Origin of the sequence: Lachnoanaerobaculum umeaense, assembly GCF_003589745.1 — a bacterium.
GTDB classification, from domain to species: domain Bacteria; phylum Bacillota; class Clostridia; order Lachnospirales; family Lachnospiraceae; genus Lachnoanaerobaculum; species Lachnoanaerobaculum umeaense.
Genome location: NZ_CP032364.1, coordinates 2,252,816 through 2,275,668, shown reverse-complemented (window position 1 = coordinate 2,275,668; position 22,853 = coordinate 2,252,816). Strand labels below are relative to the sequence as shown.

Sequence of the window (22,853 nt, the reverse complement as noted above, 5' to 3'; positions counted from 1 at the left end):
GGGAGTATGTCCTGCCTTTATATTACAGAACAAGGATCAAAGATTACCACATTAGCCGGTAAAATAATAGTAGAGTGTAAAGACGGTACAACTCAAGTGTTTCCTAAGGAAACACTTGAGTCTATCATGCTCTTTGGAAATGCTTGCAAAGAAAATTCAGTCAGCTAAGATACATAATCAGCGTATTATATTAAAGAGATATGAAAAACATTCGAGTAATGATATCACAGAAGAATTAAATAGAATACGTATATATGAGAAAGAAATCTCAAAATGCAATACTGTAGATGAGGTATTGGGCTATGAGGGAATGGCTGCCAGAGAATATTTTAAAGCATTGTCAAAACTTATAAAAGAAGGATTTTCCTTCAATGGCAGGAGTAGACAGCCGCCATTAGATCCATTTAACTCAATGATCAGCTTTGGGTATACTATAATTTTCTATGAAATATTTGCAGAAATAGAGAGCAGAGATTTAAGCCCATATATTGGATTTATACACAAAATAAAGAGAAATCATCCTGCACTTGTAAGTGATATGCTTGAGGAATGGCGAGCATTACTTGTAGATTCTACTATACTTAGTTTAGTACAGGGTAATGAAATAGGTATAGATGAGTTCGAATTTGATGAGGATACCGGAGCAGTATATTTATCGAATAATGCAATAAAGATCTGTGTGAAAAAGCTGGAAGATAAGATGAGAAAGGAAATAAATTATCTGGAATATTTAGATTCTCCTGTCAGCTTTAGACACGCAATATGGTGGCAAATAAAATCATTGGCAAATTGTATTGATAATGCGAGCTTTGATGGTTATCATCCGTTGAAAATAAAATGATGTATATAAGAGTATGAAAAAGGAAGAAACAAGAGAAGAATTAAAGTATAGAGTGCTTATAATATATGATATAACAGAAGATAAACCAAGAATTAATTTATCAAAACTACTGTCTTCATATGGTATTAGAGTGCAGAAATCTGCATTTGAAGCAAACTTAAATAAAAAACAATATGAAAAGCTTATATTCGAGTTGGACCGCTATGTAGGTAGAGAAGATAGTATAAGAGTATATAAGATGTATGAAGATAGTGAAGTCATAACTTATGGAAAAGTAGATGAGGCAGTGTTTGACGAGGTGATAATAGTATAGTTAAACTTATAAAGATAGGGTGAGAGTTTATTATGGAAAATAAATTTATATTATTAAGGCGTGATGGCAAAGAATTAAAATATGATAAAGATGAAGTGTGGGTAAAAGAACTTATAAAAATAGATGCAGCTATGGCTTTGGCACCTATTGACGACGAGTCTGTCGCACAAATAAATAATACTTTTTATAAAGAATTAATATCATTAAGCCAAAAGCTGGGAAGAAATAGATTTGAAAGTAAGGAGTGGCATAGTTGTATCAAAAATGCCTTGTCTGAATATCCGGAGATTGCTGATGTTTTTCTATATACAACAAAGGAAGTCAATGCAGATATATATGAGCAAATATGCAAGCAGATGAGTAAGATTATCTATGACGGTGATAGAAGCAATGGAAGTATGGACAGCAGTCTGGTTTCAAGTAAACGAGCTCTTATAGTAGATGCTGTAGAAAAAATCACTTATAGCAATTATCACTTAACACCTGAACAAAGAGAGGCATTAAAGGATGGATATATCTATATTCATGATATGGGCTTTAGAAGAGATACTATAAACTGTTGCTTATTTGATATGGAGAAGGTTTTAGATGGTGGCTTTGAAATGGGGGAAATGTGGTATGATGAGCCTGAAACCCTAAGTGAGGCATTTGATGTAATTGCAAGTATATCTATGAATGCAGTGGCACAGATTTATGGCGGCTTTACTATTCCACAGATAGATGAGTTGCTGTCAAAGTATGCGAAAAAAAGTTATGATGTTTATTATAAAGAGTATATAGATGTAGGCATAAATAAGGAGAAGGCAGACAATTTGGCAAGTAATAGATTGGAAATGGATTTTGAAAAAGGATTTTTTTCATTAGAGGCCAAGTTTAATTCCTTGATTTCACCAAGGGGTGACTATCCGTTTATAACTATATCCTTTGGCATCGGTAAAGACAAATATTCACAAATGGCAACAGTAGCAGCACTTAAAGTAAGGAAGGGAGGGCATGGAAAAGAAGGATTCAAAAAGCCTGTATTATTTCCAAAGCTTGTTTTTCTTTATGATAAAAATCTTCATGGTAAAGGAAAGGAACTGTATTATCTTTTTCAAAATGCGATAGATTGTTCAAGTAAGGTAATGTATCCTGAATATCTGAGTTTGACCGGTGAAAAAGGTATAGTATCAGAAGTATACAAGAAGTATGGTAAGGTAATAAGCCCTATGTGCTGTAGAGCATTTCTTACTAAATGGTTTGAAAAAGGTGGAGAAACACCTGTAGATGAAAGTGATGTTCCTGTATTTATAGGTAGGTTTAACATAGGTGTAGTATCAATGAACTTACCTATGATTCTAGCAAAGAGTAGGAAGACCGGTGAAGATTTTTATAGTGTGCTCGAGTATTATCTAAATATTATTAGAAATATTCATAAGAGAACATATAAATTCCTCTCTGAGAAAAAGGCCTATACAAATCCTCTGGCATTTATGCAAGGTGGTATATATGGTGGTAATCTAAATAGAGATGATAAAATAGAGCCATTATTAAAAAGTGCTACAGCCTCATATGGTATTACTGCTCTTAATGAATTACAATATTTATATAATTGTAAGTCTATTGTGGAAGATGGTAAATTTGCTCTGGAAGTAGTTAAATACATAAACAAAAGAGTATTAGAGTATCAAGCCAAAGACCATATACAATATTCTGTTTATGGTACACCAGCAGAAAGTTTATGTGGAAAGCAGGTGAATTCCTTTAGAGAAAAATATGGTGAGATTGAAAATGTCAGTGACAGGGATTACTTTTCAAATTCATTTCATTGTCATGTGTCAGAAGATATAACACAAATAGAAAAACAAAATTATGAATTCAGATTTTGGGATTTATTTAATGGTGGAAAGATACAATATGTTCGTGTTGATGTGCCATATAATATAGAAGCATTGGAAGCATATGTTACCCATGCTATGGAACTTGGGCTATATGAAGGAATCAATATTTCATTAGCATATTGTGATAACTGTGGGTATCAATGGAACAATAGGGGGTCTGATAGACCGGATACTTGTCCTAGATGTGGCAAAAAGGAAATGACAATGATAGATAGAATGTGTGGATATATAGCCTTTACAAAAATTCATGGCAAGTCCAGGCTAAATGATGCTAAGATGGCAGAGATACGAGATCGTATATCAATGTAGAACTTTTTGATTAGATAAAGTAATAAATACTTGGATAAAGCATAGTCATATGATAAACTAGTGTAGTCTTAGAGTGAGTCTGAGATGATTTAATAAATATTTTTTGTTATATATACTTTAGCGTGTATTTATATTCAGATTTTTGTGATTTTGAGACGGTCCTTATAAATAAAGGCTTTACAGCACTTGATGTAACAAATATTACACAAAATCTACTGAAAATCGATTGTTAGATTTTAGGCACGCTAAAGCCACTTTAAAGCCTTGTGTTATAAGGGTTTAGAGGGGGTAGGGTTTACAAAAGATAACCCCGATAAGGGGACGGAAACTCAAATTCAAACTTAATGGTTTCTGTTCTGAAATTATCGTTTACAAAAGATAACCCCGATAAGGGGACGGAAACGAATGCTGTATTGCCGTTAAACATAAAAATTCTCCTTCGTTTACAAAAGATAACCCCGATAAGGGGACGGAAACTCTTTCACTTGTTCGCAACACAAGCTCTATGTCAATTCGTTTACAAAAGATAACCCCGATAAGGGGACAGAAACTCAAACCAATAATCACTATGAGAAAAATGGGTATTAAGGTTTACAAAAGATAACCCCGATAAGGGGACGGAAACTAGCCGCAACCGCCTCCCCGTTGGAAAGGGCTTCCGTTTACAGAAACTAACCCCGATAAGGGGACTATTTAAGAATATTGTTATTGAAAAATATTTATATTCATCATAAAATAAAGCCAAGTGAATAGAACTTATTTTATTTCTATTTTTATTCTCAAATTTTATTTTTAAAACAATTTCTATTAAATCAAATCAGTAATATTATAGGGAGGTCGTGTGAAGGGCAACATGGAAAAAGATATTACACAAAAGACACTTGAAAAGTATAATGATGTATTCGCAGATATTATAAATGTGTTACTGTTTAACGGTGAGAAAATAGTAACTGAAGACAGCTTGATAGATGCACTGCCGGGAAGTACTTTAAAGATGGATGGCAGGATAAGGACACAGTATAGGGATATTGCAAAATATTGGCATAACAGTAAGATAAAATTATCAATGTTCGGATTGGAGAATCAGACAAAACCGGAAAAGAGAATGCCGCTTAGGGTCTTTGGATATGACGGAACAGAGTATGTTAGGCAGGCCAAAAAAGAGAATAACAAAGAAGTACTTTATCCTGTGATTACATTAGTATTATATTTTGGGTATAATAGTAGATGGAATCAGCCAAAGAGCTTATTTGAACTTTTGGAAATAGATGAAAGGATTAAACCATATGTTAATGATTTCAAAATGAATATATTTGAAATAGCATATCTTGACAGAGAAAAGATAGATATGTTTAAGAGTGACTTTTGGATACTGGCTGATTATTTGTATCAGATGCGTGTAAATAAAAACTATGTAGCGGGAGATACAGTAATTGAGCATGTGGATGAACTTTTGATGCTGATGTCTGCGATGACGAATGATTACAGATTTGAAGAAACTATAAACGAAGTGAAAGGAAAGGAGCATTTAACTATGTGTGAGGTACTTGACAGAGTAGAAGCAAGGGGAATAGAAAAAGGAATAGAAAAGGGAATTGAAAAAGGAAGAGAAGAAGGTATTAAAGAGGGAATTAAAAAAGGCACTATAAATGTTCTTATTTCTCTGGTAAAGGATGGAATTTTAAGCATTTCGGATGCGGCAAAAAGAGCCGATATGAGTGTTGCAGAATTTAAAAAGTATACAGACAGGTAAAAATAAATACATAGAAAATGGCTCAATATTATGTTACACTTCATATGAAACAGTTTTCATATGGAGTGCTTGTTTTTGGGGGAAGATTAGTATAAAAACTAAAAATAAGTAAAGTTAAGTATATGAGGTGAATACTTATGCAAGAGTTTAAAAATTGGAAGCCACCGGTACTGCCTAAGGAGATAGAGCAGGCTGATGTACCGGGAAGTAAGGTTGTTATAACAGAGTATCATATTGACAGAGCAGGCAGGATTTTCCCTGATTTGCTTGATGAGATTGAAAAAGTTAAGAGTAAAAACGGTAACGGAAAGGTTGTTGTATCTGTATCAGGTTGTTCAGGTGTGGGAAAATCAGGAATAGCCGCAGTACTTTCGTATTATTTAAATGATATAGGAATAGGAAGCTATATTTTGGGTGGAGACAATTATCCGCGAAGAATCCCTGAGTACAATGATGCAGAGCGCTTACATATTTTTAGAGAAGGCGGATTAAAAGGACTGGTAAAGGACGGAGAGTACAATAAAGAACGTTTTCAAATAGTTCATAAGCTGCAAGAAGAGGGTAATGATGCAGACTCTGAAAATATAAAAAAATATCCATGGTACAAGTCATATATAAACGGTGGACGTAATGCACTTAAGGAGTATCTCGGTACAGGCAATGAGCTTGCATTTAAAGAAGTTGAGGATGTTGTTGACCAATTTAAATCAGGAGCGGAAAAAATCTGGTTAAAGAGAATGGGAAGAAGCAATACACAGATATGGTATGATGATGTGGATTTCAAGGATGTAGGAGTTCTTTTAATTGAATGGACACATGGAAACAGTGATTGCTTCAATGGAGTCGATATTCCGATACTTATACACAATACTCCGGCAGAAACTTTGAAATACAGACTTTTAAGGAATCGTGACTGTGGAATTGACAGTCCGTTTACAACCATGGTACTTGATATAGAGCAGGAATCACTTGTAAATCAGGCACATAAGGCAAAGATAATTATTACTCCAAACGGTGACAGACTAAGCTATGAAGAATATTGTAAATATATAGGAATGTAGGTGGGTAGTGTGAATAAAAATAATAACGGTCCGATGCTTAATGCATATCCTGACAGTCTTGGTGGGAACTTAAGTGATATTGCAAATTTCCTCAGTAAAAATGAATTAAAGGATGTATTTTCATCTTTTTATATACTGCCAAGTCTCTTCCATACTGATCTGGATAGAGGCTTTTCAGTAATTGATTATTCTTTAAATGAGCTTTTTGCTAAAAAAGAGGATTTGAAAAAGCTTGATGAGCTTGGAATTGATTTAAAACTTGATTTTATACTAAATCATGCTTCAGTGCTTTCCAAACAGTTTCAGGATATTATAAAAAATGGCGAGAAGTCAAAGTACAGAGATTTTTTCATTGATTGGAATAAATTTTGGGATGGCTGCGGCGAGATGACTGAGGCAGGTTATATACAGCCAAAACCTGAGCTTATAAAGGATATGTTTTTTAGAAAACCGGGTCTGCCCATACTGATGGTTCGCTTCCCTGATGGTAAAGAAGTACCGTATTGGAATACATTTTATCAGGAAGTAAGATATCCTTCTTTAGATGCTGTGGATATTAGAGATATTACAGGAGTACAGTACAGTATTGCAGAGGGGCTGGCAAGTTTATTAAATGAGAGTCTAATAGAGGGTAAATCACCTGAAAAGATTTTGAACGAGTCAAATATCTACAGCAATAAACTTAGTGATGATCAAAGGAAAGAACTTTGTGAGAAGCTGGAGTCTGAGAGAAAATATCTTGGACAGATGGATCTCAATATCAAATCACCTCTTGTTTGGGAGTTTTATGATAATACTTTAAAGACATTGGTAGATTACGGTGCCAAGATAGTCAGACTGGATGCTTTTGCCTATGCTCCAAAAGAGGTAGGAGAGAAGAATTTCTTAAATGAGCCTGCCACCTGGGATGTACTTACAAAGGTGAGAGAATTGGCTGATAAATATAATGTGAGACTACTACCTGAGATTCATGCAAGTTATGAGGAAAAAATCTATGAGAAGATTGCAGATAAGGGTTATATGACCTATGATTTCTTCCTTCCGGGTCTTATTATAGATGCCTTTGAACAGCAATCAGGTGAGGTTTTAAAAAAATGGGCTGATGAACTTGTGGAAAAGAATATACAGGTAGTGAATATGCTTGGCTGCCATGACGGTATACCTCTACTTGATTTAAAGGGACTTATCAGTGAGGAAAGGATTCAATCCATCATAGATACAGTTGTAAAAAGAGGTGGATATGTAAAGGATCTACATGGTCAAAAGAATGTATATTATCAGGTAAATGCAACTTACTACAGTGCACTGGGTGAAGAGGATAAGAGGATGCTTCTTGCCAGGGCTATTCAAATCTTTATGCCAGGAAAGCCACAAGTGTGGTATTTGGATCTTTTTGCAGGAAAGAATGATCATGAAGCGGTAAAGAGAGCAGGGGCCGGAGGACATAAGGAAATCAACCGTACAAATCTGACTTTAGAAGAGATAGAAGCAGGTTTACAAAGAGAGGTTGTACAAAAACAGCTTGAAATGCTTAGATTCCGAAATACATTTTCTGTATTTTCAAATTATAGTGAATTTACTATGAAATGTGATGGAAGTAAGATCTTTATTGAGTGGAAAAACGAGGACAGTAGTGCAGTTCTTGAGGGAGATTTAACAAGCTTTGCCTTTAATATTATAGGTGAAAAGGATGGGAAAGTTATTTATAAAGAAAATTTCTTATAATAAATAAAAAGAACAAGTTCAGCTTTTATGGCTGAACTTGTTCTGTATTAAAAGTAGTTTAATTTTATTAATTTAAAACAATACTGAATTTATTTTGACATTTGTGCCGGTAGGGTAGAAATCTTTTTTACAAGTAGTAAAAATTCCAGTTTGTTTGTATCATTTTTGACATCAGGTATAGAATCAAGCATGGATAAGACATTATCATAGCTTGAGCTACCCTTAAACTCTGAGTCACGAAGTAGCATACCGGTTTCTACTATAGCGGCTGCAAACTTCATATTATCAGACATATTCTCTTTGATACTGTCAGAAGTAACAGGATAGCTTAGTTCCTTACTTGTATCAGAATCAGGCTCTTTATATCTTACTGCTATATTTAAAAGGTCATCAGAATCAGTTTCGACATTATTTTGGTATTTGAGATCAGAGCCTATCTCTATTGGAGAGTCTTTATCCACTATTTCATATAGTACAGTAACTCTATGCCCTGAGCCTATCTCACCGCCATCTTTGGTATCGTCCTTAAAATCTTCATCATCCATTATACGATTTTCATATCCGATAAGCCTATAACCCTTTATAAACTTAGGATTGAACTCAAGCTGAAATTTAACATCTTTTGCTACTGTGAAGAAGTTGGCACCAAGTTCTTCTGAGAGTACTTTCTTTGCTTCAAATCTTGAATCAATATAAGAATAATTTCCGTTTCCATTGTCGGCAAGTGCTTCCATTTTATTGTCTTTTATATTTTCAGTACCGAATCCCAGAACAGAAAGAAAAACACCGCTTTCTTTTTCTTTTTTGATAAGTCTTGTAAGCTCACCTTCACTTGTGATACCTACATTCAAATCTCCATCTGTGGCAAGTATAACTCGGTTATTTCCATCTGCTTTAAAGTACTTTCTTGCAATTTCATAAGCGGTCTTGATACCATCAGCTCCTGCGGTACTTCCGCCTGCTTCCAGATCTTCTATAGCAGCCATAATCTCCCTGGAGTCAGAACCCTTTGCACCTTCCAAAACAACTTGATCATATCCGGCATATGTGACTATTGACACTGTATCATTTTCTTTCAACTGTTCACATAGAAGTAAAAATGCATTTTTAACAAGTGGCAATTTGTCAGGTTCATCCATAGATCCTGATACATCTATAAGAAATACAAGGTTTGAAGGTTTCTTTTCAAGTTCATCCACCTGTTTTGCCTGCATACCTACCATCATAAGCTTGGTATCGGGGTTCCATGGGCAGGCAGAAATCTCTGTAGTAACTGAGAAAGGTTCACCATCCTTTGGCTGTGGATAGTCATAGTGGAAATAGTTTAACATTTCTTCTATTCTAACTGCATCAGCAGGTGGTAGCTCTCCAGAGTTTACAAATCTTCTGATATTTGCATAAGAAGCCGTGTCTACATCCGCTGCAAATGTAGATAGTGTTGAAGTAGCCACAGCTTTGAAGTTGCTTTCATCAATAGCATTGTATTCCTCAGTATTATATGCCACCTGAGGAATATAATAATCTGACACCTCAACTGTCTTTCCGGTTGCATATTCAGCACCATCGTTTGATGTTTTATCATATCTCTGACCACAGCCTGTAAACAGTATACTGAGTGACAATATCATTACTCTGGCACCAATTCTACAATAAATTGATTTTTTCTTCATATACTCATCCTCCAAATAAAACAATTACGATCAATAACTTACTATAATATTAACATTAACATGGAGATAATAAATGTAGAATAGTGTAATTATTTATTAAAAAATAAATAATTATTACACTGAAATACTACTTTAATTTGTTATTGTTTAACAAAGAAAATATTATTGATTTATTGTATAAATCAATAATAACTATATAAAAATTTTTGACTTTCACTAAAAACATTTTTAGTTGAGTCGTATATAGCTAATATTGTCTATTTCTCTTGATATTACTTTATTAGAGTATCATAATATTATTATAACACTTTGAATTCAGAGGCGAAAATATGGAGAGTGAATTATAAAAGCTCAATATTTGAAAGGGAGCTTATTAGAATGAGTCGAAAGACAGCTATGAAGATGGGCAGGCCCATAGCGGATAAAATAACAAAAGCTGAGAGTGTGGTAGTGAAAACAAAGAAAGGCACAAATACAGCAGGAACCTTTGTTTGCAACCATCTTATGCATGGTGTACTCTATACATTGGCAAAGAAATATCCTCATATAAAGGGTGGATTTACACATGTTCCTTTTATACCTGCACAGGCAGCAAGAAGAACACCGGTAGCTCCATATATGGCACTTGAGGATATAAGGAGAGGACTTGAAGCTGCAATAGTTGATATTGATAAGAATTTTGATGCAGATATAAATGTAAATGGTGGTAAAGAGTTTTAATATAAAATTAAACCTGCTTTGGAATGCCGAGGCAGTTTTTTATTCAAAAATTGTGCAAAATAAATTTACAAAATTAACGATTGTTACAGAAAAATACTTTAAAAAATACTATACTGAAATAGTAGTGAATGTTTAAGATTTTACCATAAAGGAGATAGGTATGGATAAGTTTTTAAAAAATATAAATCATGAAGAAGTTTTAAAATTAGCGGATTTAGTTCAGGCAACAGATGGACAGGTAGTATCAAAGACTTTGGCACAGAATAAGTATGTAAGTATTACAGTTTTTGCATTTTCAAAGGGTGAGGAGATTTCTACACATGAATCTGATGGAGATGCTCTGGTTACAGTGCTTGAGGGAACAGGAAAGTTCATTGTAGACGGAAAAGAATATATTTTGAATGCAGGTGAGAGTGTGGTAATGCCTTCGAGAAAGCCGCATTCAGTGCATGCGATTGAAAGTTTTAAGATGCAGCTTACAGTTGTTTTCCCGTTAGAAAGATAAAAAAGTAAAGGAATAAAAAATATGAGTGCAATACTGGGTCCAATACATCATTGGCTTTTTAGAAAGATAAAGATACAAAACGATTTAACAAATACTTTGATAACTACAGCAAAGGACAAAGGCTTGAATACAGCAGTTCTTGCCGATATAGATGAGAAGTTTGGTTCGCTTCCTGAGGGTGATCTTGGAAATGTAATAGATCCGACCAATATACATGGTTGGTTACAGGATAAGATAGCTATAGTAGAGAGAAGACTTGCATATGTTGCAAAGAATCTTACAGAGGGAAATCCTGATGCTATCGGCATTATCTGTGAAAGTGCAAGGACTTTCGGTAAGGAAAATGCTATAGGAAGCGGAGCTTCACCTGTTGACGGTTTTGAGTATTATGAGAATACATTTGTAAGCGGAATGCCATGTGACGGTGTAAATATGGTTGTGAATGAGGACAGTGATGAGCTTATGTGGCAGGAAACTGTGGATATTCACAAGCAGTACTGGGATGAAGTAGGAGCAGATGTATCACTGTTTTATGAAATAAGAAATGCTATGATCGAAGGTGTGTTTGACGGTAGCGGTCTGACATATTATGCTCTGGGAAATGGCACATATAAGTTGGTAAGGGAGTAATATGTACGGAATAGAAATTTTAGTAGATGAACACAAGAACATAATAGAGTTTTGTAAGAGCCTGAAATCTATGTGCTGCTCAATCATAGAGGGAAGTGAAGTGGATACGAAACTTGTAAGAGAATGTGTGGATTTTGGTAAGACATATGCAGATCACCTTCATCATGGAAAGGAAGAGAAGATCCTTTTTAAAATTATGATGGAAAAGCTGGGTCCTGTAGCTGATAAGCTTATAAGAAACGGTATGCTTGTAGAGCATGACCTCGGTAGACTTCATATGAACGAGCTTTTGGAAGCTGCTGACAGATATGAAAAGGATCCATCCACACAAAATAAGCTTGATATAATAGCAAATGCAGCAGGATATGCGACACTTCTTAACAGACATATAGGAAAAGAAGATGAGGTAGTATATACATTTGCCGAGAGAGCACTTTCTGCCGAGGATAAGGAGAGAGTGGATGTGGAAACAAAGGAATTTGACAATGATCCTGAGAATAAAGCAAATGTTGCTAAATACCTTGAGTGGTTTGAGGGATTCAGAAGAAAATATCCTGCAAGATAAAAATATAGATTTATAATTTATAGAATTAAGAAGAACATTGATCATTATTTGTATGAAAATGGTTTTCTTAATTCTTTTTTATTGTAAATTAAGAGTTATATTTAATTATAAAAATACTATTTAACAAGTAGATATACAAAAGTTATTTATATTGATTAAATAACAAATATTTAAAAAAAATGATACAATAATATGAGCAGAAAGGTGATATTATGAATTACAAAAGTATAAAAAAAGAAAGTGAAGAGCTATGGGCAAAAAATAAATATTATGTACTAAGCAAATCTCATAAAGTATATCTGGAGATAAGGGCGTATTTGAGGGAAAAAGAACCGGATGTTTTATGGGTAAATAAAAAAATACAGGAAGCAAGAGATATGAAGGAGAGTAAAAAAGATTTTAGTAATGCCGTTCTTCATATATGGGGATATTTCAAAAAAGAAGCAAGCACAATGGAAAAGCGGATATTATTTGATATATTAAATGAATATATCAAAGGGGAAAATAACAGGGAAGCTGTAATTGAGTACCTTAATACTTTACTGAAAAAATACCCCAATGAATATTTAGAGAAATCCACTTTATTAACACGAGAATAATATGAGACTATGGAATGAAGAACTTATCCACTTATTACCAAAAAATCAGCTTCTTGGACAACATAGGGAATGTTGTGCTCTAAGGGGCAACGGATGGAAAAAGAAACATAAAACTGTGGACTATGTGTTTTCATATTCCCCATATCATTTAGCTGAAGTGTAAATGTTAATTCAACTTAAAAAAGTAAAATTATGTAAGTTGCATTTAGTGTTACAAAAGCAAAGAAATATAGCATTTATACTACTATAAAGATGCAATAAGTGTTACAATATAAGTGTTATATGGAGCTATTTAGGTGAATATAAGTCATTTTTTGAATGACAAGTAAGCGGACTTTAGTCGAATTTTTTTGAGTGTAGGACTAATTTCCACTTGTAAGATACCATTATGAGACACCCTGACAGCTACCTATAATTAGAGTTATCTATTTTTCAGAAGATAGGGTTTTAAAATAATCCTATCTTTTTCAATTTCTCTGATACCAAATATCATCAGCTTTTCATAGAGATCATGGTACATGAAGGATGCCACCTCTAAAGGACTCTTGCCACCAAATTTTTCAACAGGTGCAGAATTTATATGGCTTATAACAAGATTAAGGGAATGTTGATCCGTTAAACCAATAGATCTCAAATCTGTTTGTTTTGGAAGGATATAGCGTAGTTGAATGTGATTGTTTTCAAGAGAACCTTTCTGCCCTGATTGCATAGGATCACAATAGAATACCCTAGTGCGTGTGGAGCCATCCATATCTGTTTCCATATCCTTTGCTGCATAAAATTCAGAACCTCTATCAGTTAGTAAAACATTTACATATTTTCTAAATACATCTTTGCCAAGAATAGTCTCTAATGTATTTACTCCATCTTTCATAGCAGAGGATGTTTTTTCAGTTTGATAGAGTGCGAATAAGATGCCTGATGGAATAAATTTGAAAGTCTGAATAAATGGTCCAGTGGTTTCGTAGTTATAGACTGTATCCATTTGAGTTATAAGAGCATTCGGATTGTCATCAATGTATATCTTATAATCATTATATGTACGTCCAATCAGATGTTTATTATCTGCTCTTTTTTTAAATTTCTTTGATTTCTTTTTTGAAGGTTTTCTTGAGACTTGTCGTCTAAGGTCAAGGACAGTTATACCGGCTATCTCATGAAACACCTCACCTTCTATGTAGTTGTACAGTGTTTTCTCAGATATACCAAGTTCAGGATGTGAAGCAAGTATCTGATATGGAGATAGCCCTTGTTTAAGTAGAGGAGCTATAGTATTGGCTAGATCTTTAGCCTGCTTTGCGGTTAGATTCACACCCTGCCTAGAGTCTACTAGTGTATATCTATAATCTAACCAAGCATCTTGTGGGGAATAGTCATACTTATCGAAGCGACAATGCCTCCGATTACTACAGCCATTGCAGGCACCGGGAGAGCGGTCACGCCTCTTGCAGTAGAATGGAGAATAAAGTATACATTCAGTAATACATTTGCGTCCAAAAGGGCATTTCTTGTAGTTATTACATTCAAGAGGCATACTACATCTGTGAGTCAACTTACGATGCAACTTAATTTCCTTACAAACAGTAGACTTGTTTTTACCTATAGTTTTAGCGATAGCAGTTTTAGTGGAACTATTAGTTATGCCGGCGAGTATAATGTGTCTATCTTCGAGTGTTAAGTGATAAAAAGAATTTAAAGATTTTATATTAATACCTACCTTTCTGGTAGCTGTCTTACATAAAGTGTACTACTAAATGCAACTATTGTAAAAGTTGAAATATGTGTAAGACTAAATGCAACTTTAATATAGGGATAGTGGAAATAAACTTTTCACCCTAGGCCCATATCATTTATTTGTATATCATTCATTGGTTATGGAGGAAATGGAGAAAAGAGGATATAATGTTTCTGTGGAATGGAAGGATAAAAATTATAGAGGAAAAACAGCAGAAAAGCATGATAATCTTAAAGAGGAAATTATAGACAGCCCGATTTATAAGGAGCATAATAGTAAATATCTGGCTGAATGTATAGAAAATTTAGAAAAGAAAGGTATACGTTTAAAAGTATAGTTGTTTAGAGGAGATGATGAGTTGAAATATTATAAAAAAATAAGACTTGCAAACAATATGTTTTGTATTATAAGAAATGCTACAATGGACGACGCTAAAAGTGTGCTTGAGAATACAAAGAATATACGTGAGGAAACAGACTTCCTCCTTTCTTATCCGGATGAAATAAATTTTAGTGTTGAGGAAAAAGAGGAATTCCTTGAAGATAAAGAAAACAGCTCCTTTGAGATACAAATTTGTGCACTTGTTGATGATAGAATTATTGGTTTAGCCGGAATTTCTGCGGTTGGCTCAAAAGACAAGGTAAAGCATCGTGCAGAGTTCGGGATAAGTATTGAAAAAGCATATCATGGAAAAGGCATAGGCACTGCATTAACAAAGGCATGTATTGAATGTGCAAAAACTGCCGGCTATAGACAATTAGAACTTGAAGTGGTTGCTGAAAATAAAAATGCAATTGCGCTTTATAAAAAATTTGGATTCAATGAAATTGGTTGTAATCCGAGAGGATTTTGTTCTCGTTATACCGGATGGCAGGAACTTATATCCATGTTATTGGTGTTGGATTAAATATTGGTGTGTATTTGAAAAGATATATTAGATAACTAATGTTCACCTGTTTAAATAACTATAAAAAGAGGATGTCGCTATGCGACATCCTCAAAATATTTTTATCTGCTCTGTGTCCAAACACCGCTTCCATCTACATAGTAACGGTTGTTATCAACCCATTGATTTGTAAGCATCTTACCAAGATTGCTGTTATTCTCTGTACTGAGCCAGTACCACTTTCCTGAATATGGGCTCTTAAGCCAACCTGTCACCATATAACCTCTGTTATCGAAATAATACCAGTTGCCATTGATTTCCTGCCAGTTGTTTGTAGTATAGCTTTTATTGGCATTGATATACCACCAGCCTACATTATCTTTTAACCATGCACCTGTAGCACTAGCACTTGAACCATTAGGTCCTGTAGAACTTCCATTGTTTGAACTTGACTGTCCACCTAAGGTTGCTAAAATATCTTCGTCTACATCAAACTCATCTGACTCTGTCCAGTTACCTTTTGATCCATTGCTTGTCAAAGCACGAATCTTTACAGTATAGCTACCCTTACCGTTCTCACGGATCTTACTACGGAAATCATAGTTTGTAGCAGAAGTTGTAATAGTATCCTTTAAAGAATTATTTCGATAGAACCTTAATTCATACTGCTTTGCATACTCTGCCTTTTCCCAACTAACAACAGGGCTGTCATCATCACCCCAAGATACATCACTTACCTCAAGTCCACCGTCATCACCTGAACCAATCTTTGGTAGAGTTAGTGTAACTGAAAGTGTACTGCTGCTTGCGGAAACTTTACTAATAGTAGCTCCCTTACCACTCTTATCCTCAAGTGTAACATTTCCTGAAGTGGTACCCTTGAATGTGTAGTCCTCCTCAGGCTTTATCTTTAATGTAACTTTTGGTCTCTTGCCGTACTCAGTATTGGTAACCGAGGATACTGTTATATCTCCAACACCTGTACTGTCACTGTCTACATCAACATTGTTGGGCTTTATGTTTGGTGAAAGATCATAATCTATACTGATCTTAACATTTTGTACTACGGTTTTTGTGTTCTTCGCAAAAGCCATACCGGACATTCCAAGAATCATTGAAGCTGTCAAGACTGCTGATGCGATTTTCTTTAAATGATTTCGTATCATTTTGCCTCCATTCTGCAGTTTTACCTGCTGATTAATATTTTTATGTTATGCTTATATTCTAAATGATTCTTTGTATAAAATATAGTCCTTTAGACTTAAGTTTATCTTACTATATTGTAACTAAATTTGAATTTCAACGAAAATAACAGAATAAATTTTAAAGAATAACAGAATATTGTTTACAACATTAGTTTTTATCAAAATTATCATACTTATTAAAATCGGAATAATTATAATTTATTTGAGAAAGTTGGTAGTAGTACTTGCTTTACTTCAAAAAATAAGGTATAAATTAAAATATAGTTAGGTAAACCTAATTATAAAATAAAATAACCTAATTTATTTAGAAGGAGCTAATATGTTTAAAAGAAAATTCGGTATACTTATTGCAGCCGCAGGAATGGCTTTATCACTTTGTGCATGTGCAGGAGTAAAAACTTCAGATACTCAGACTACTACACAAAATACAGAGACAAAGGTAATGGAAGAAGCATCAAAAGCACGTAGCGATACTATGGATAAGAAGAACGTGGTTGTTACTACTTCATTTTTACAGGACATGGTTGAGCAAATTGCAGGTGATACTGTAAATGTAGAACTTATAATACCGGCGGGCGAGGATCCGCATTTGTATGTTGCAAAGCCGGAGGATTATACAAAGCTAAGTTCTGCAGATCTTACACTTTATCATGGACTTCATTTTGAAGGTAAAATGGTGGAGGCACTTGAGGCACAAGGTGAGGCCGTAAGTAGAAACTTTCCACAGGATCGCATAGGAACAATGGATGAAGATGGTGAGATAATTACAGATCCACATTTTTGGTTTGATATAGGACTTTATAAAATGGCAGTTGAAGCAGCAAGTGAATCACTTGAGAATCTGAATCCCGAATATAAGGATAAGTATGAAGAGAATAAGACAAAGTATTTGGAGGAACTTACAAAGCTTGATGAGTATGTGAAGGAGAATATTTCTTCAATACCTAAGGATAGCAGATATTTGATTACACCTCATGATGCATTTAATTATTTCTCAAGAGCATATGATATAGAAGTAAAAGCACCTCAAGGTGTAAGCACCGAATCGGAGGTGGCAAATCAGGATATACAGGAAACTATAGATTTTATAGTAGATCACAAGATAAAGGCTATATTTGCAGAATCCACAACAGATCCGGCACGTATGGAGAAGCTTAGAGAAGGTGCAGCTGCAAAGGGAGCAGATGTAAAGATCGTAAGCGGTGAAGGTAATGAACTGTTCTCAGATTCACTGGCACCAAAGGGTGAAGACGGGGACACATATATTGATATGTATAAGCATAATGTAAAACTTATTACCGATAATTTAAAATAGTACCTTTGAGGTTTGATATGGAAAAAGTATTGATACATTTGGAAGACTTTACAATGGCATATACGGATATTCCTGTGATATGGGATATGGATCTTGATATATATGAGGGAAGTATTACTGCAATAATAGGGCCTAATGGAGCCGGAAAATCCACCTTGATGAAGGGAATACTGGGGCTTATGAAGCCCATTTCAGGTAAAGTAAGCATTATGGGTAAGTCTTACAAGGAGGTATATAAGCAGATTGCTTATATACCTCAAACCACCACAGTAAACTGGAATTTTCCGACTACGGTAATTGATGTGGTGACAATGGGAAGATATGCAGGTCTTGGTTTATTTAAAAGAGTAAATGCTTCTGAAAAAGAAAAAGCTTTAGAAGCATTGAAAAAAATGAAAATGGAAGATTTTGCCTCCAGGCAAATCTCAGAACTTTCAGGGGGACAAAAACAAAGGGTATTCATAGCAAGGGCGATTGCTCAGAATGCCCTTATTTACTTTATGGATGAACCGCTTGCAGGAGTTGATAAGAAGACAGAGAATATAATTATAGAAACAATGAGGGAGTTTAAAAAAGAAGGAAAGACTATCATAGCTGTACATCATGATTTAAACACCTTATGCGAATATTTTGACCATGTAGTAATGGTAAATAAACAGCTTATAGCAAGCGGAAGAACTGAGGAAACATTTATAAAAGAAAATATAGATGCGACATATGGGGAGTAGATTATGAATATAAGTATGATTACACAGTATTCATTTATTGTGGTTGCTATAGGAACAATGCTGCTTGCCATGGCAACGGGTATAGTCGGAACGATAAGTATATTAAAAGGGCAAAGTCTGATAGGGGATGCCGTAGGGCATGCATCACTGCCCGGAATAATTCTGGCATTTATGATATCCGGAAGGAAAAGTTCTGTTATTTTAATGATTGGTGCAATAGTGGCAGGTATAATTGCATTTATGCTTATACAGATAATTTCGGAAGGCTCAAAGATAGAAGCTGATACTGCAATGGCGGTGATATTATCTGCAATGTTTGGTCTGGGTATGGTATTAAAAAGTTATATTCAAGGAAACCACAAATTTCAGGGAGCTTCACAGTCGGGGCTTGCAAGTTATATATTCGGACAGGCGGCATATATACTTAAAGAAGATGTGTATATCATATTGGCGGTATCTATTATATCTTTGTTCCTCTTTATAGTTTTTTATAAAGAGATAAAGGTATATGTATTTGATACGGTATATGCATATACAATAGGGATAAATTCAAGGTTGCTTTCTCTTCTTATAATGATAATAACCATGATACTCATTGCGGCAGGTCTAAAGGCTGTGGGTGCTATCTTAATAAGCAGTATGCTGATAACTCCGGCTGTTACAGGCTTACAATGGAGTAAAAGTTATGAGAAAGTATTGTTTATAGCTGCGGCTACAGGAGCAGTATCGGCATTTTTGGGAACTTTTATAAGCAGTGCGGTGAAAGGACTTTCCACAGGTCCGAGCATAATACTTATTATGTCGATTATTGCACTTTTATCAGTATTGTTTGCACCAAGAGGTATCGTGAGCATGCTTATTAATATAAGAAAAATGAGGGAGGGCAAATGATAGAATCTTTATATATACTTATAATAACCTCCCTTGCCTGTGCTATTTTAGGTGTGTTTTTAGTGCTTAGAAGATTGTCCATGGTTTCGGATGCGATCTCACATTCGGTATTGCTTGGAATAGTTATAGGATATTTTATTACTAAGGATATAGGTAGTGCTTTATTAATAATAGGAGCAAGTCTTTTTGGAGTATTGACAACGATCTGCATAGAGCTGCTTATAAAAAGTAAAAGAGTAAGTGAGGATGCATCGGTAGGAATAATTTTTCCGATGTTTTTCTCGGTAGCTGTTATACTTATTACAAGATATGCAAGAAATGTACATTTGGACACAGAGGTGGTTTTGATCGGAGAGATCATACTTGCTCCGTTCCATAGAATAAACTTTCTTGGAGCAAGCCTACCAAAGGCTTTGGTACAGATGAGTTTTGTACTTTTAATAAATATTATATTTGTAACAGTGTTTTTTAGAAAACTTAAAATAAGTTCATTTGATCCGGTATATGCAGGAGTGGCAGGTATTGCGGGTACCGGACTTTATTATATTTTTATGGCACTAATTTCATTTACCGCAGTCTCGGCATTTGAATCTGTAGGTGCGATACTTGCAATAGCCTTTTTTATTTCACCGGCTGCAAGTGCATACCTGATATCCAAGGATTTAAAGATAACTTTATTATTGTCGGCTGTATATGCTATAGTTAATTCTTGCATAGGATATTTTCTTGCTGTAAAATTTAATGTATCCATGTCGGGAATGTGTGCTGTAGTTTCAGGTTTAACATTCATGATAACCATGGCAGTATATCCCGGTGGAATCATCACTAAGATGATAAGATACATTAAGAACAAAAATCGTTTTAGTAGAGAACTTTTGATTTTACACATAGATAATCATACAGGAAAGAAAAATGCTCTTGGTGAATTGGGGTACAGTACAATAAGAGAGCATATTGCCTGGTCCGACAGGAAGCTCAAATATGTTTTGGACAAGCTGATAAAAAAGGGATATGTCTATCGTGCAAAAGAAAGAGGTGTATATTCTCTGACTGAAACAGGTAAAAAATTAAGTAATGATATAAGAAAACATTACGGACTTAGAGTAAGGGAAAATGATATGGCTAAGATAGACACCGGTAGAGATGATTATATATTAGCAATTTATGATCTTATTGAAAAAAAGGAAACTGCAACAAACAAAAAGATTGCAGAGATTTTGGGGATAAAAGCTGCATCTGTAAGTGAGATGTTAAAAAAACTGGTAGAAGAGGGTGAAGTATATACTGAGAACAAGTCGATTCTTTTGACGGAAACAGGTAAAATGAGGGCCAGAGCATTGCTGACAAAGCATAGATTGTGGGAATTGTTTTTGGTGGAGTATCTGGGATATTCATGGAAAAATGTACATGAGGATGCAAAGGCATTGGAATATGTCACGTCAAACGGATTAAAGGACAGATTGAATGAATTTTTAAATAAGCCCAAACATTGTCCGCATGGAAATGAAATATATGAGAATCATCCCGATGTGGATAAGCTGAAAAAACTCTCGGAACTTTCAAAAGGGGCAAAGTGCAGGCTTCATAAGGTTGAAGATGACAGGGATTTACTTGAATATCTTGTAGAAAAGAAGATAAATTTGGGGGATGAGTTTATTATAAAGGATATTGATAATTTTGACGATTCTGTGCTTGTAAGCTCTGAAAGTGAAGATAAGCATATTGCGGGGAAAGCGGCAGTAAGAATGATGGTGGAAGTTATTTGATTTGATATTTCAGAAAACAAAATTTGGTGTAAGAGCATATGGATTTGTGAAAAGATAATATTAAACTATAAAATGCCTGTGACAAGATAGTCACAGGCAAAATATTTATAAATATATTATTAGTCTACCTTTGGGCCGGCAGCTACTAAAGCCTTACCTGCCTCATTTGTCTCATACTTCTTGAAGTTCTTTGCGAATCTTGAAGCAAGATCCTTTGCCTTGATTTCCCAATCAGCAACATTTGCATATGTATCTCTTGGGTCAAGAATCTTTGTATCTACACCCTCAAGCTCTGTAGGAACTTCGAAGTCAAAGTAAGGAATTTTCTTTGTAGGAGCATTCTTGATAGCACCGCTAAGGATTCCGTCGATGATACCACGAGTATCCTTGATAGAGATTCTCTTTCCTGTTCCGTTCCATCCTGTATTTACAAGATAAGCCTTTGAACCGTTCTTTTCCATTCTCTTTACAAGTTCTTCAGCGTACTTTGTTGGATGAAGCTCAAGGAATGCCTGCCCGAAACAAGCTGAGAATGTAGGTGTAGGCTCTGTAATACCACGCTCTGTACCTGCAAGCTTAGCTGTAAATCCGCTGAGGAAGTAGTACTGTGTCTGCTCAGGTGTAAGGATTGATACAGGAGGAAGTACTCCGAATGCATCTGCTGAAAGGAAGATTACATTCTCTGCAGCAGGACCATGTGATATAGGTTTAACTATGTTCTCGATATGGTCGATAGGATATGAAACTCTTGTGTTCTCTGTTTTGCTTCCGTCATTAAAGTCGATCTTGCCGTTCTCATCAAGAGTAACATTCTCTAAAAGAGCATCTCTTCTGATAGCATTGTAGATATCAGGCTCAGATTCCTTGTCAAGGTTGATAACCTTAGCATAGCATCCGCCCTCATAGTTGAATACACCATTGTCATCCCAACCATGCTCATCATCACCGATAAGAAGTCTCTTAGGATCTGTTGAAAGAGTTGTCTTACCTGTTCCTGAAAGACCGAAGAAAATTGCTGTATTTTCACCATTCATATCTGTATTTGCTGAACAGTGCATTGAAGCTATTCCCTTAAGTGGAAGATAGTAGTTCATCATTGAGAACATACCCTTCTTCATCTCACCACCATACCATGTGTTAAGGATAACCTGCTCGCGGCTTGTGATATTAAAAGCAACAGCTGTTTCTGAATTAAGACCAAGCTCTTTGTAGTTAGATACTTTTGCTTTTGAAGCATTGTAAACTACAAAATCAGGCTTGAAATTCTCAAGTTCCTCAGCTGTTGGCTGAATAAACATATTTGTAACGAAATGTGCTTGCCAAGCAACTTCCACGATGAAACGAACTGACATTCTTGTATCCTTGTTTGCACCACAGAAAGCATCTACTACATAAAGCTTCTTATTTGAGAGCTCATTTTTTGCAAGATCCTTTAATACTTTCCAAGAATCCTCTGAAAGTGGATGGTTATCATTTGCATAGTCAGCAGATGTCCACCAAACTGTGTCCTTTGAATTCTCATCCATTACTATAAATTTATCTTTAGGTGAACGACCTGTATAAATACCTGTTAATACATTAACAGCACCAAGTTCACTTATCTGTCCTTTTTCATAACCTGATAATGAAGCATCTGTCTCAGCTGCAAATAATTCATCATAAGATGGGTTGTGTACTATCTCTGTAGTGCCTGTAATGCCATACTGGGTTAAATCAATATTTGCCATAAATAATCCTCTTTTCATATTTATTTTGA

General features: G+C 34.9%; 22 protein-coding genes, 2 pseudogenes and 1 CRISPR repeat array. Of the genes and pseudogenes, 20 read left to right on the top strand and 4 right to left on the bottom strand.

Annotation, left to right across the window (positions count from 1 at the left end; translation table 11 throughout):
- Window positions 1–6 precede the first annotated feature (6 nt).
- The 7 genes from D4A81_RS13540 (at window position 7) to D4A81_RS10650 (ending at window position 7,882) form a co-directional block, all read left to right on the top strand.
- Complete coding sequence (locus D4A81_RS13540) at window positions 7–168, top strand: CRISPR-associated endonuclease Cas1 (RefSeq protein ID WP_242977559.1); 162 nt, start codon at window positions 7–9, stop codon at window positions 166–168.
- Window positions 116–841, top strand: coding sequence for a CRISPR-associated endonuclease Cas1 (gene cas1, locus D4A81_RS10675; protein ID WP_242977561.1), 726 nt, complete (start codon window positions 116–118; stop codon window positions 839–841). The genes D4A81_RS13540 and cas1 overlap by 53 nt, the downstream gene beginning before the upstream one ends.
- Before the next feature lie 13 nt (window positions 842–854).
- Window positions 855–1,154, top strand: a complete 300-nt coding sequence (gene cas2 / locus D4A81_RS10670) for a CRISPR-associated endonuclease Cas2 (RefSeq protein WP_111524058.1) — start codon at window positions 855–857, stop codon at window positions 1,152–1,154.
- A 32-nt stretch (window positions 1,155–1,186) separates the two neighbouring features.
- The gene (gene nrdD / locus D4A81_RS10665) at window positions 1,187–3,343 is read left to right on the top strand and encodes an anaerobic ribonucleoside-triphosphate reductase (protein ID WP_111524059.1); all 2,157 of its coding nucleotides are present in this window, start codon (window positions 1,187–1,189) and stop codon (window positions 3,341–3,343) included.
- A gap of 293 nt (window positions 3,344–3,636) precedes the next feature.
- Window positions 3,637–3,968: a CRISPR direct-repeat array (repeat unit 36 nt; unit sequence GTTTACAAAAGATAACCCCGATAAGGGGACGGAAAC).
- A 216-nt stretch (window positions 3,969–4,184) separates the two neighbouring features.
- The gene (locus D4A81_RS10660; RefSeq protein WP_111524060.1) at window positions 4,185–5,096 is read left to right on the top strand and encodes an Rpn family recombination-promoting nuclease/putative transposase; all 912 of its coding nucleotides are present in this window, start codon (window positions 4,185–4,187) and stop codon (window positions 5,094–5,096) included.
- 137 nt (window positions 5,097–5,233) lie between these two features.
- A complete protein-coding gene (locus D4A81_RS10655) occupies window positions 5,234–6,157 on the top strand; it encodes a nucleoside/nucleotide kinase family protein (RefSeq protein ID WP_111524061.1) in 924 nt (307 codons plus the stop codon).
- Window positions 6,158–6,166: 9 nt separating this feature from the next.
- Entirely contained in the window at window positions 6,167–7,882 is a 1,716-nt protein-coding gene (locus D4A81_RS10650) for an alpha-amylase family glycosyl hydrolase (RefSeq protein WP_111524062.1), read from the top strand.
- An 89-nt stretch (window positions 7,883–7,971) separates the two neighbouring features.
- On the opposite strand, the gene D4A81_RS10645 is transcribed toward D4A81_RS10650, so the two are convergent.
- Window positions 7,972–9,552 carry a vWA domain-containing protein gene (locus tag D4A81_RS10645; protein ID WP_111524063.1) on the bottom strand — a complete coding sequence of 527 codons (1,581 nt, stop codon included), beginning with the start codon at window positions 9,550–9,552 and terminating at the stop codon, window positions 7,972–7,974.
- A gap of 378 nt (window positions 9,553–9,930) precedes the next feature.
- Between D4A81_RS10645 and D4A81_RS10640 the strand changes: the two genes are divergently transcribed.
- The 6 genes and pseudogenes from D4A81_RS10640 to D4A81_RS10615 form a co-directional block, all read left to right on the top strand.
- Window positions 9,931–10,272: a pyroglutamyl-peptidase I family protein gene (locus D4A81_RS10640; protein ID WP_278321267.1), complete on the top strand. Its 342-nt coding sequence runs from the start codon at window positions 9,931–9,933 to the stop codon at window positions 10,270–10,272.
- 160 nt (window positions 10,273–10,432) lie between these two features.
- Window positions 10,433–10,777, top strand: a complete 345-nt coding sequence (locus D4A81_RS10635) for a cupin domain-containing protein (protein WP_111524064.1) — start codon at window positions 10,433–10,435, stop codon at window positions 10,775–10,777.
- A 21-nt stretch (window positions 10,778–10,798) separates the two neighbouring features.
- Window positions 10,799–11,407 carry a hypothetical protein gene (locus D4A81_RS10630; RefSeq protein WP_111524065.1) on the top strand — a complete coding sequence of 203 codons (609 nt, stop codon included), beginning with the start codon at window positions 10,799–10,801 and terminating at the stop codon, window positions 11,405–11,407.
- A 1-nt stretch (window position 11,408) separates the two neighbouring features.
- A complete protein-coding gene (locus D4A81_RS10625) occupies window positions 11,409–11,972 on the top strand; it encodes a hemerythrin domain-containing protein (protein WP_111524066.1) in 564 nt (187 codons plus the stop codon).
- A 212-nt stretch (window positions 11,973–12,184) separates the two neighbouring features.
- Window positions 12,185–12,571 carry a YbgA family protein gene (locus D4A81_RS10620; protein WP_111524067.1) on the top strand — a complete coding sequence of 129 codons (387 nt, stop codon included), beginning with the start codon at window positions 12,185–12,187 and terminating at the stop codon, window positions 12,569–12,571.
- 1 nt (window position 12,572) lies between these two features.
- Window positions 12,573–12,722: pseudogene (locus D4A81_RS10615) on the top strand (pyrimidine dimer DNA glycosylase/endonuclease V); the annotation flags it as partial.
- Window positions 12,723–12,992: 270 nt separating this feature from the next.
- On the opposite strand, the gene D4A81_RS10610 reads toward D4A81_RS10615, so the two are convergent.
- Entirely contained in the window at window positions 12,993–13,883 is an 891-nt protein-coding gene (locus D4A81_RS10610; protein ID WP_243111782.1) for a hypothetical protein, read from the bottom strand.
- Window positions 13,884–13,964: 81 nt separating this feature from the next.
- Between D4A81_RS10610 and D4A81_RS13535 the strand changes: the two genes are divergently transcribed.
- From D4A81_RS13535 to D4A81_RS10600, 3 genes and pseudogenes are all read left to right on the top strand, one after another.
- Window positions 13,965–14,249 (top strand): hypothetical protein, encoded by a 285-nt coding sequence (locus D4A81_RS13535; protein ID WP_243111781.1) that lies wholly within the window; start codon window positions 13,965–13,967, stop codon window positions 14,247–14,249.
- 148 nt (window positions 14,250–14,397) lie between these two features.
- Window positions 14,398–14,643, top strand: a pseudogene (locus tag D4A81_RS10605) (pyrimidine dimer DNA glycosylase/endonuclease V); the annotation flags it as partial.
- A gap of 21 nt (window positions 14,644–14,664) precedes the next feature.
- The gene (locus D4A81_RS10600) at window positions 14,665–15,213 is read left to right on the top strand and encodes a GNAT family N-acetyltransferase (RefSeq protein WP_111524894.1); all 549 of its coding nucleotides are present in this window, start codon (window positions 14,665–14,667) and stop codon (window positions 15,211–15,213) included.
- Between the two features lie 101 nt (window positions 15,214–15,314).
- Here D4A81_RS10600 and D4A81_RS10595 read toward each other — a convergent pair whose 3' ends face one another.
- Window positions 15,315–16,358 carry a cell wall-binding protein gene (locus tag D4A81_RS10595; RefSeq protein ID WP_111524895.1) on the bottom strand — a complete coding sequence of 348 codons (1,044 nt, stop codon included), beginning with the start codon at window positions 16,356–16,358 and terminating at the stop codon, window positions 15,315–15,317.
- Window positions 16,359–16,716: 358 nt separating this feature from the next.
- On the opposite strand from D4A81_RS10595, the gene D4A81_RS10590 reads away from it, so the two are divergent.
- The 4 genes from D4A81_RS10590 to D4A81_RS10575 are packed head-to-tail and all read left to right on the top strand — an operon-like array spanning window position 16,717 to window position 21,097.
- Entirely contained in the window at window positions 16,717–17,712 is a 996-nt protein-coding gene (locus D4A81_RS10590; RefSeq protein WP_111524896.1) for a metal ABC transporter solute-binding protein, Zn/Mn family, read from the top strand.
- Between the two features lie 17 nt (window positions 17,713–17,729).
- Window positions 17,730–18,440 (top strand): metal ABC transporter ATP-binding protein, encoded by a 711-nt coding sequence (locus tag D4A81_RS10585; protein ID WP_111524897.1) that lies wholly within the window; start codon window positions 17,730–17,732, stop codon window positions 18,438–18,440.
- 3 nt (window positions 18,441–18,443) lie between these two features.
- A complete protein-coding gene (locus D4A81_RS10580; RefSeq protein WP_111524898.1) occupies window positions 18,444–19,331 on the top strand; it encodes a metal ABC transporter permease in 888 nt (295 codons plus the stop codon).
- Window positions 19,328–21,097 carry a metal ABC transporter permease gene (locus D4A81_RS10575; protein ID WP_111524899.1) on the top strand — a complete coding sequence of 590 codons (1,770 nt, stop codon included), beginning with the start codon at window positions 19,328–19,330 and terminating at the stop codon, window positions 21,095–21,097. The genes D4A81_RS10580 and D4A81_RS10575 overlap by 4 nt, the downstream gene beginning before the upstream one ends.
- 119 nt (window positions 21,098–21,216) lie before the next feature.
- On the opposite strand, the gene pckA is transcribed toward D4A81_RS10575, so the two are convergent.
- Complete coding sequence (gene pckA, locus D4A81_RS10570) at window positions 21,217–22,824, bottom strand: phosphoenolpyruvate carboxykinase (ATP) (protein WP_111524900.1); 1,608 nt, start codon at window positions 22,822–22,824, stop codon at window positions 21,217–21,219.
- Between the last annotated feature and the right edge of the window lie 29 nt (window positions 22,825–22,853).

Excerpts from the sequence above, each read along its gene's own strand:
- D4A81_RS13540 (WP_242977559.1), top strand. The coding sequence starts at position 7 with ATGTCCTGCCTTTATATTACAGAACAAGGATCAAAGATTACCACATTA.
- cas2 (WP_111524058.1), top strand. The coding sequence starts at position 855 with ATGAAAAAGGAAGAAACAAGAGAAGAATTAAAGTATAGAGTGCTTATA.
- nrdD (WP_111524059.1), top strand. The coding sequence starts at position 1,187 with ATGGAAAATAAATTTATATTATTAAGGCGTGATGGCAAAGAATTAAAA.
- D4A81_RS10655 (WP_111524061.1), top strand. The coding sequence starts at position 5,234 with ATGCAAGAGTTTAAAAATTGGAAGCCACCGGTACTGCCTAAGGAGATA.
- D4A81_RS10645 (WP_111524063.1), bottom strand. The coding sequence starts at position 9,552 with ATGAAGAAAAAATCAATTTATTGTAGAATTGGTGCCAGAGTAATGATA.
- D4A81_RS10640 (WP_278321267.1), top strand. The coding sequence starts at position 9,931 with ATGAGTCGAAAGACAGCTATGAAGATGGGCAGGCCCATAGCGGATAAA.
- D4A81_RS10635 (WP_111524064.1), top strand. The coding sequence starts at position 10,433 with ATGGATAAGTTTTTAAAAAATATAAATCATGAAGAAGTTTTAAAATTA.
- D4A81_RS10630 (WP_111524065.1), top strand. The coding sequence starts at position 10,799 with ATGAGTGCAATACTGGGTCCAATACATCATTGGCTTTTTAGAAAGATA.
- D4A81_RS10625 (WP_111524066.1), top strand. The coding sequence starts at position 11,409 with ATGTACGGAATAGAAATTTTAGTAGATGAACACAAGAACATAATAGAG.
- D4A81_RS10620 (WP_111524067.1), top strand. The coding sequence starts at position 12,185 with ATGAATTACAAAAGTATAAAAAAAGAAAGTGAAGAGCTATGGGCAAAA.
- D4A81_RS13535 (WP_243111781.1), top strand. The coding sequence starts at position 13,965 with ATGCCTCCGATTACTACAGCCATTGCAGGCACCGGGAGAGCGGTCACG.
- D4A81_RS10595 (WP_111524895.1), bottom strand. The coding sequence starts at position 16,358 with ATGATACGAAATCATTTAAAGAAAATCGCATCAGCAGTCTTGACAGCT.
- D4A81_RS10590 (WP_111524896.1), top strand. The coding sequence starts at position 16,717 with ATGTTTAAAAGAAAATTCGGTATACTTATTGCAGCCGCAGGAATGGCT.
- D4A81_RS10585 (WP_111524897.1), top strand. The coding sequence starts at position 17,730 with ATGGAAAAAGTATTGATACATTTGGAAGACTTTACAATGGCATATACG.
- D4A81_RS10580 (WP_111524898.1), top strand. The coding sequence starts at position 18,444 with ATGAATATAAGTATGATTACACAGTATTCATTTATTGTGGTTGCTATA.
- D4A81_RS10575 (WP_111524899.1), top strand. The coding sequence starts at position 19,328 with ATGATAGAATCTTTATATATACTTATAATAACCTCCCTTGCCTGTGCT.
- pckA (WP_111524900.1), bottom strand. The coding sequence starts at position 22,824 with ATGGCAAATATTGATTTAACCCAGTATGGCATTACAGGCACTACAGAG.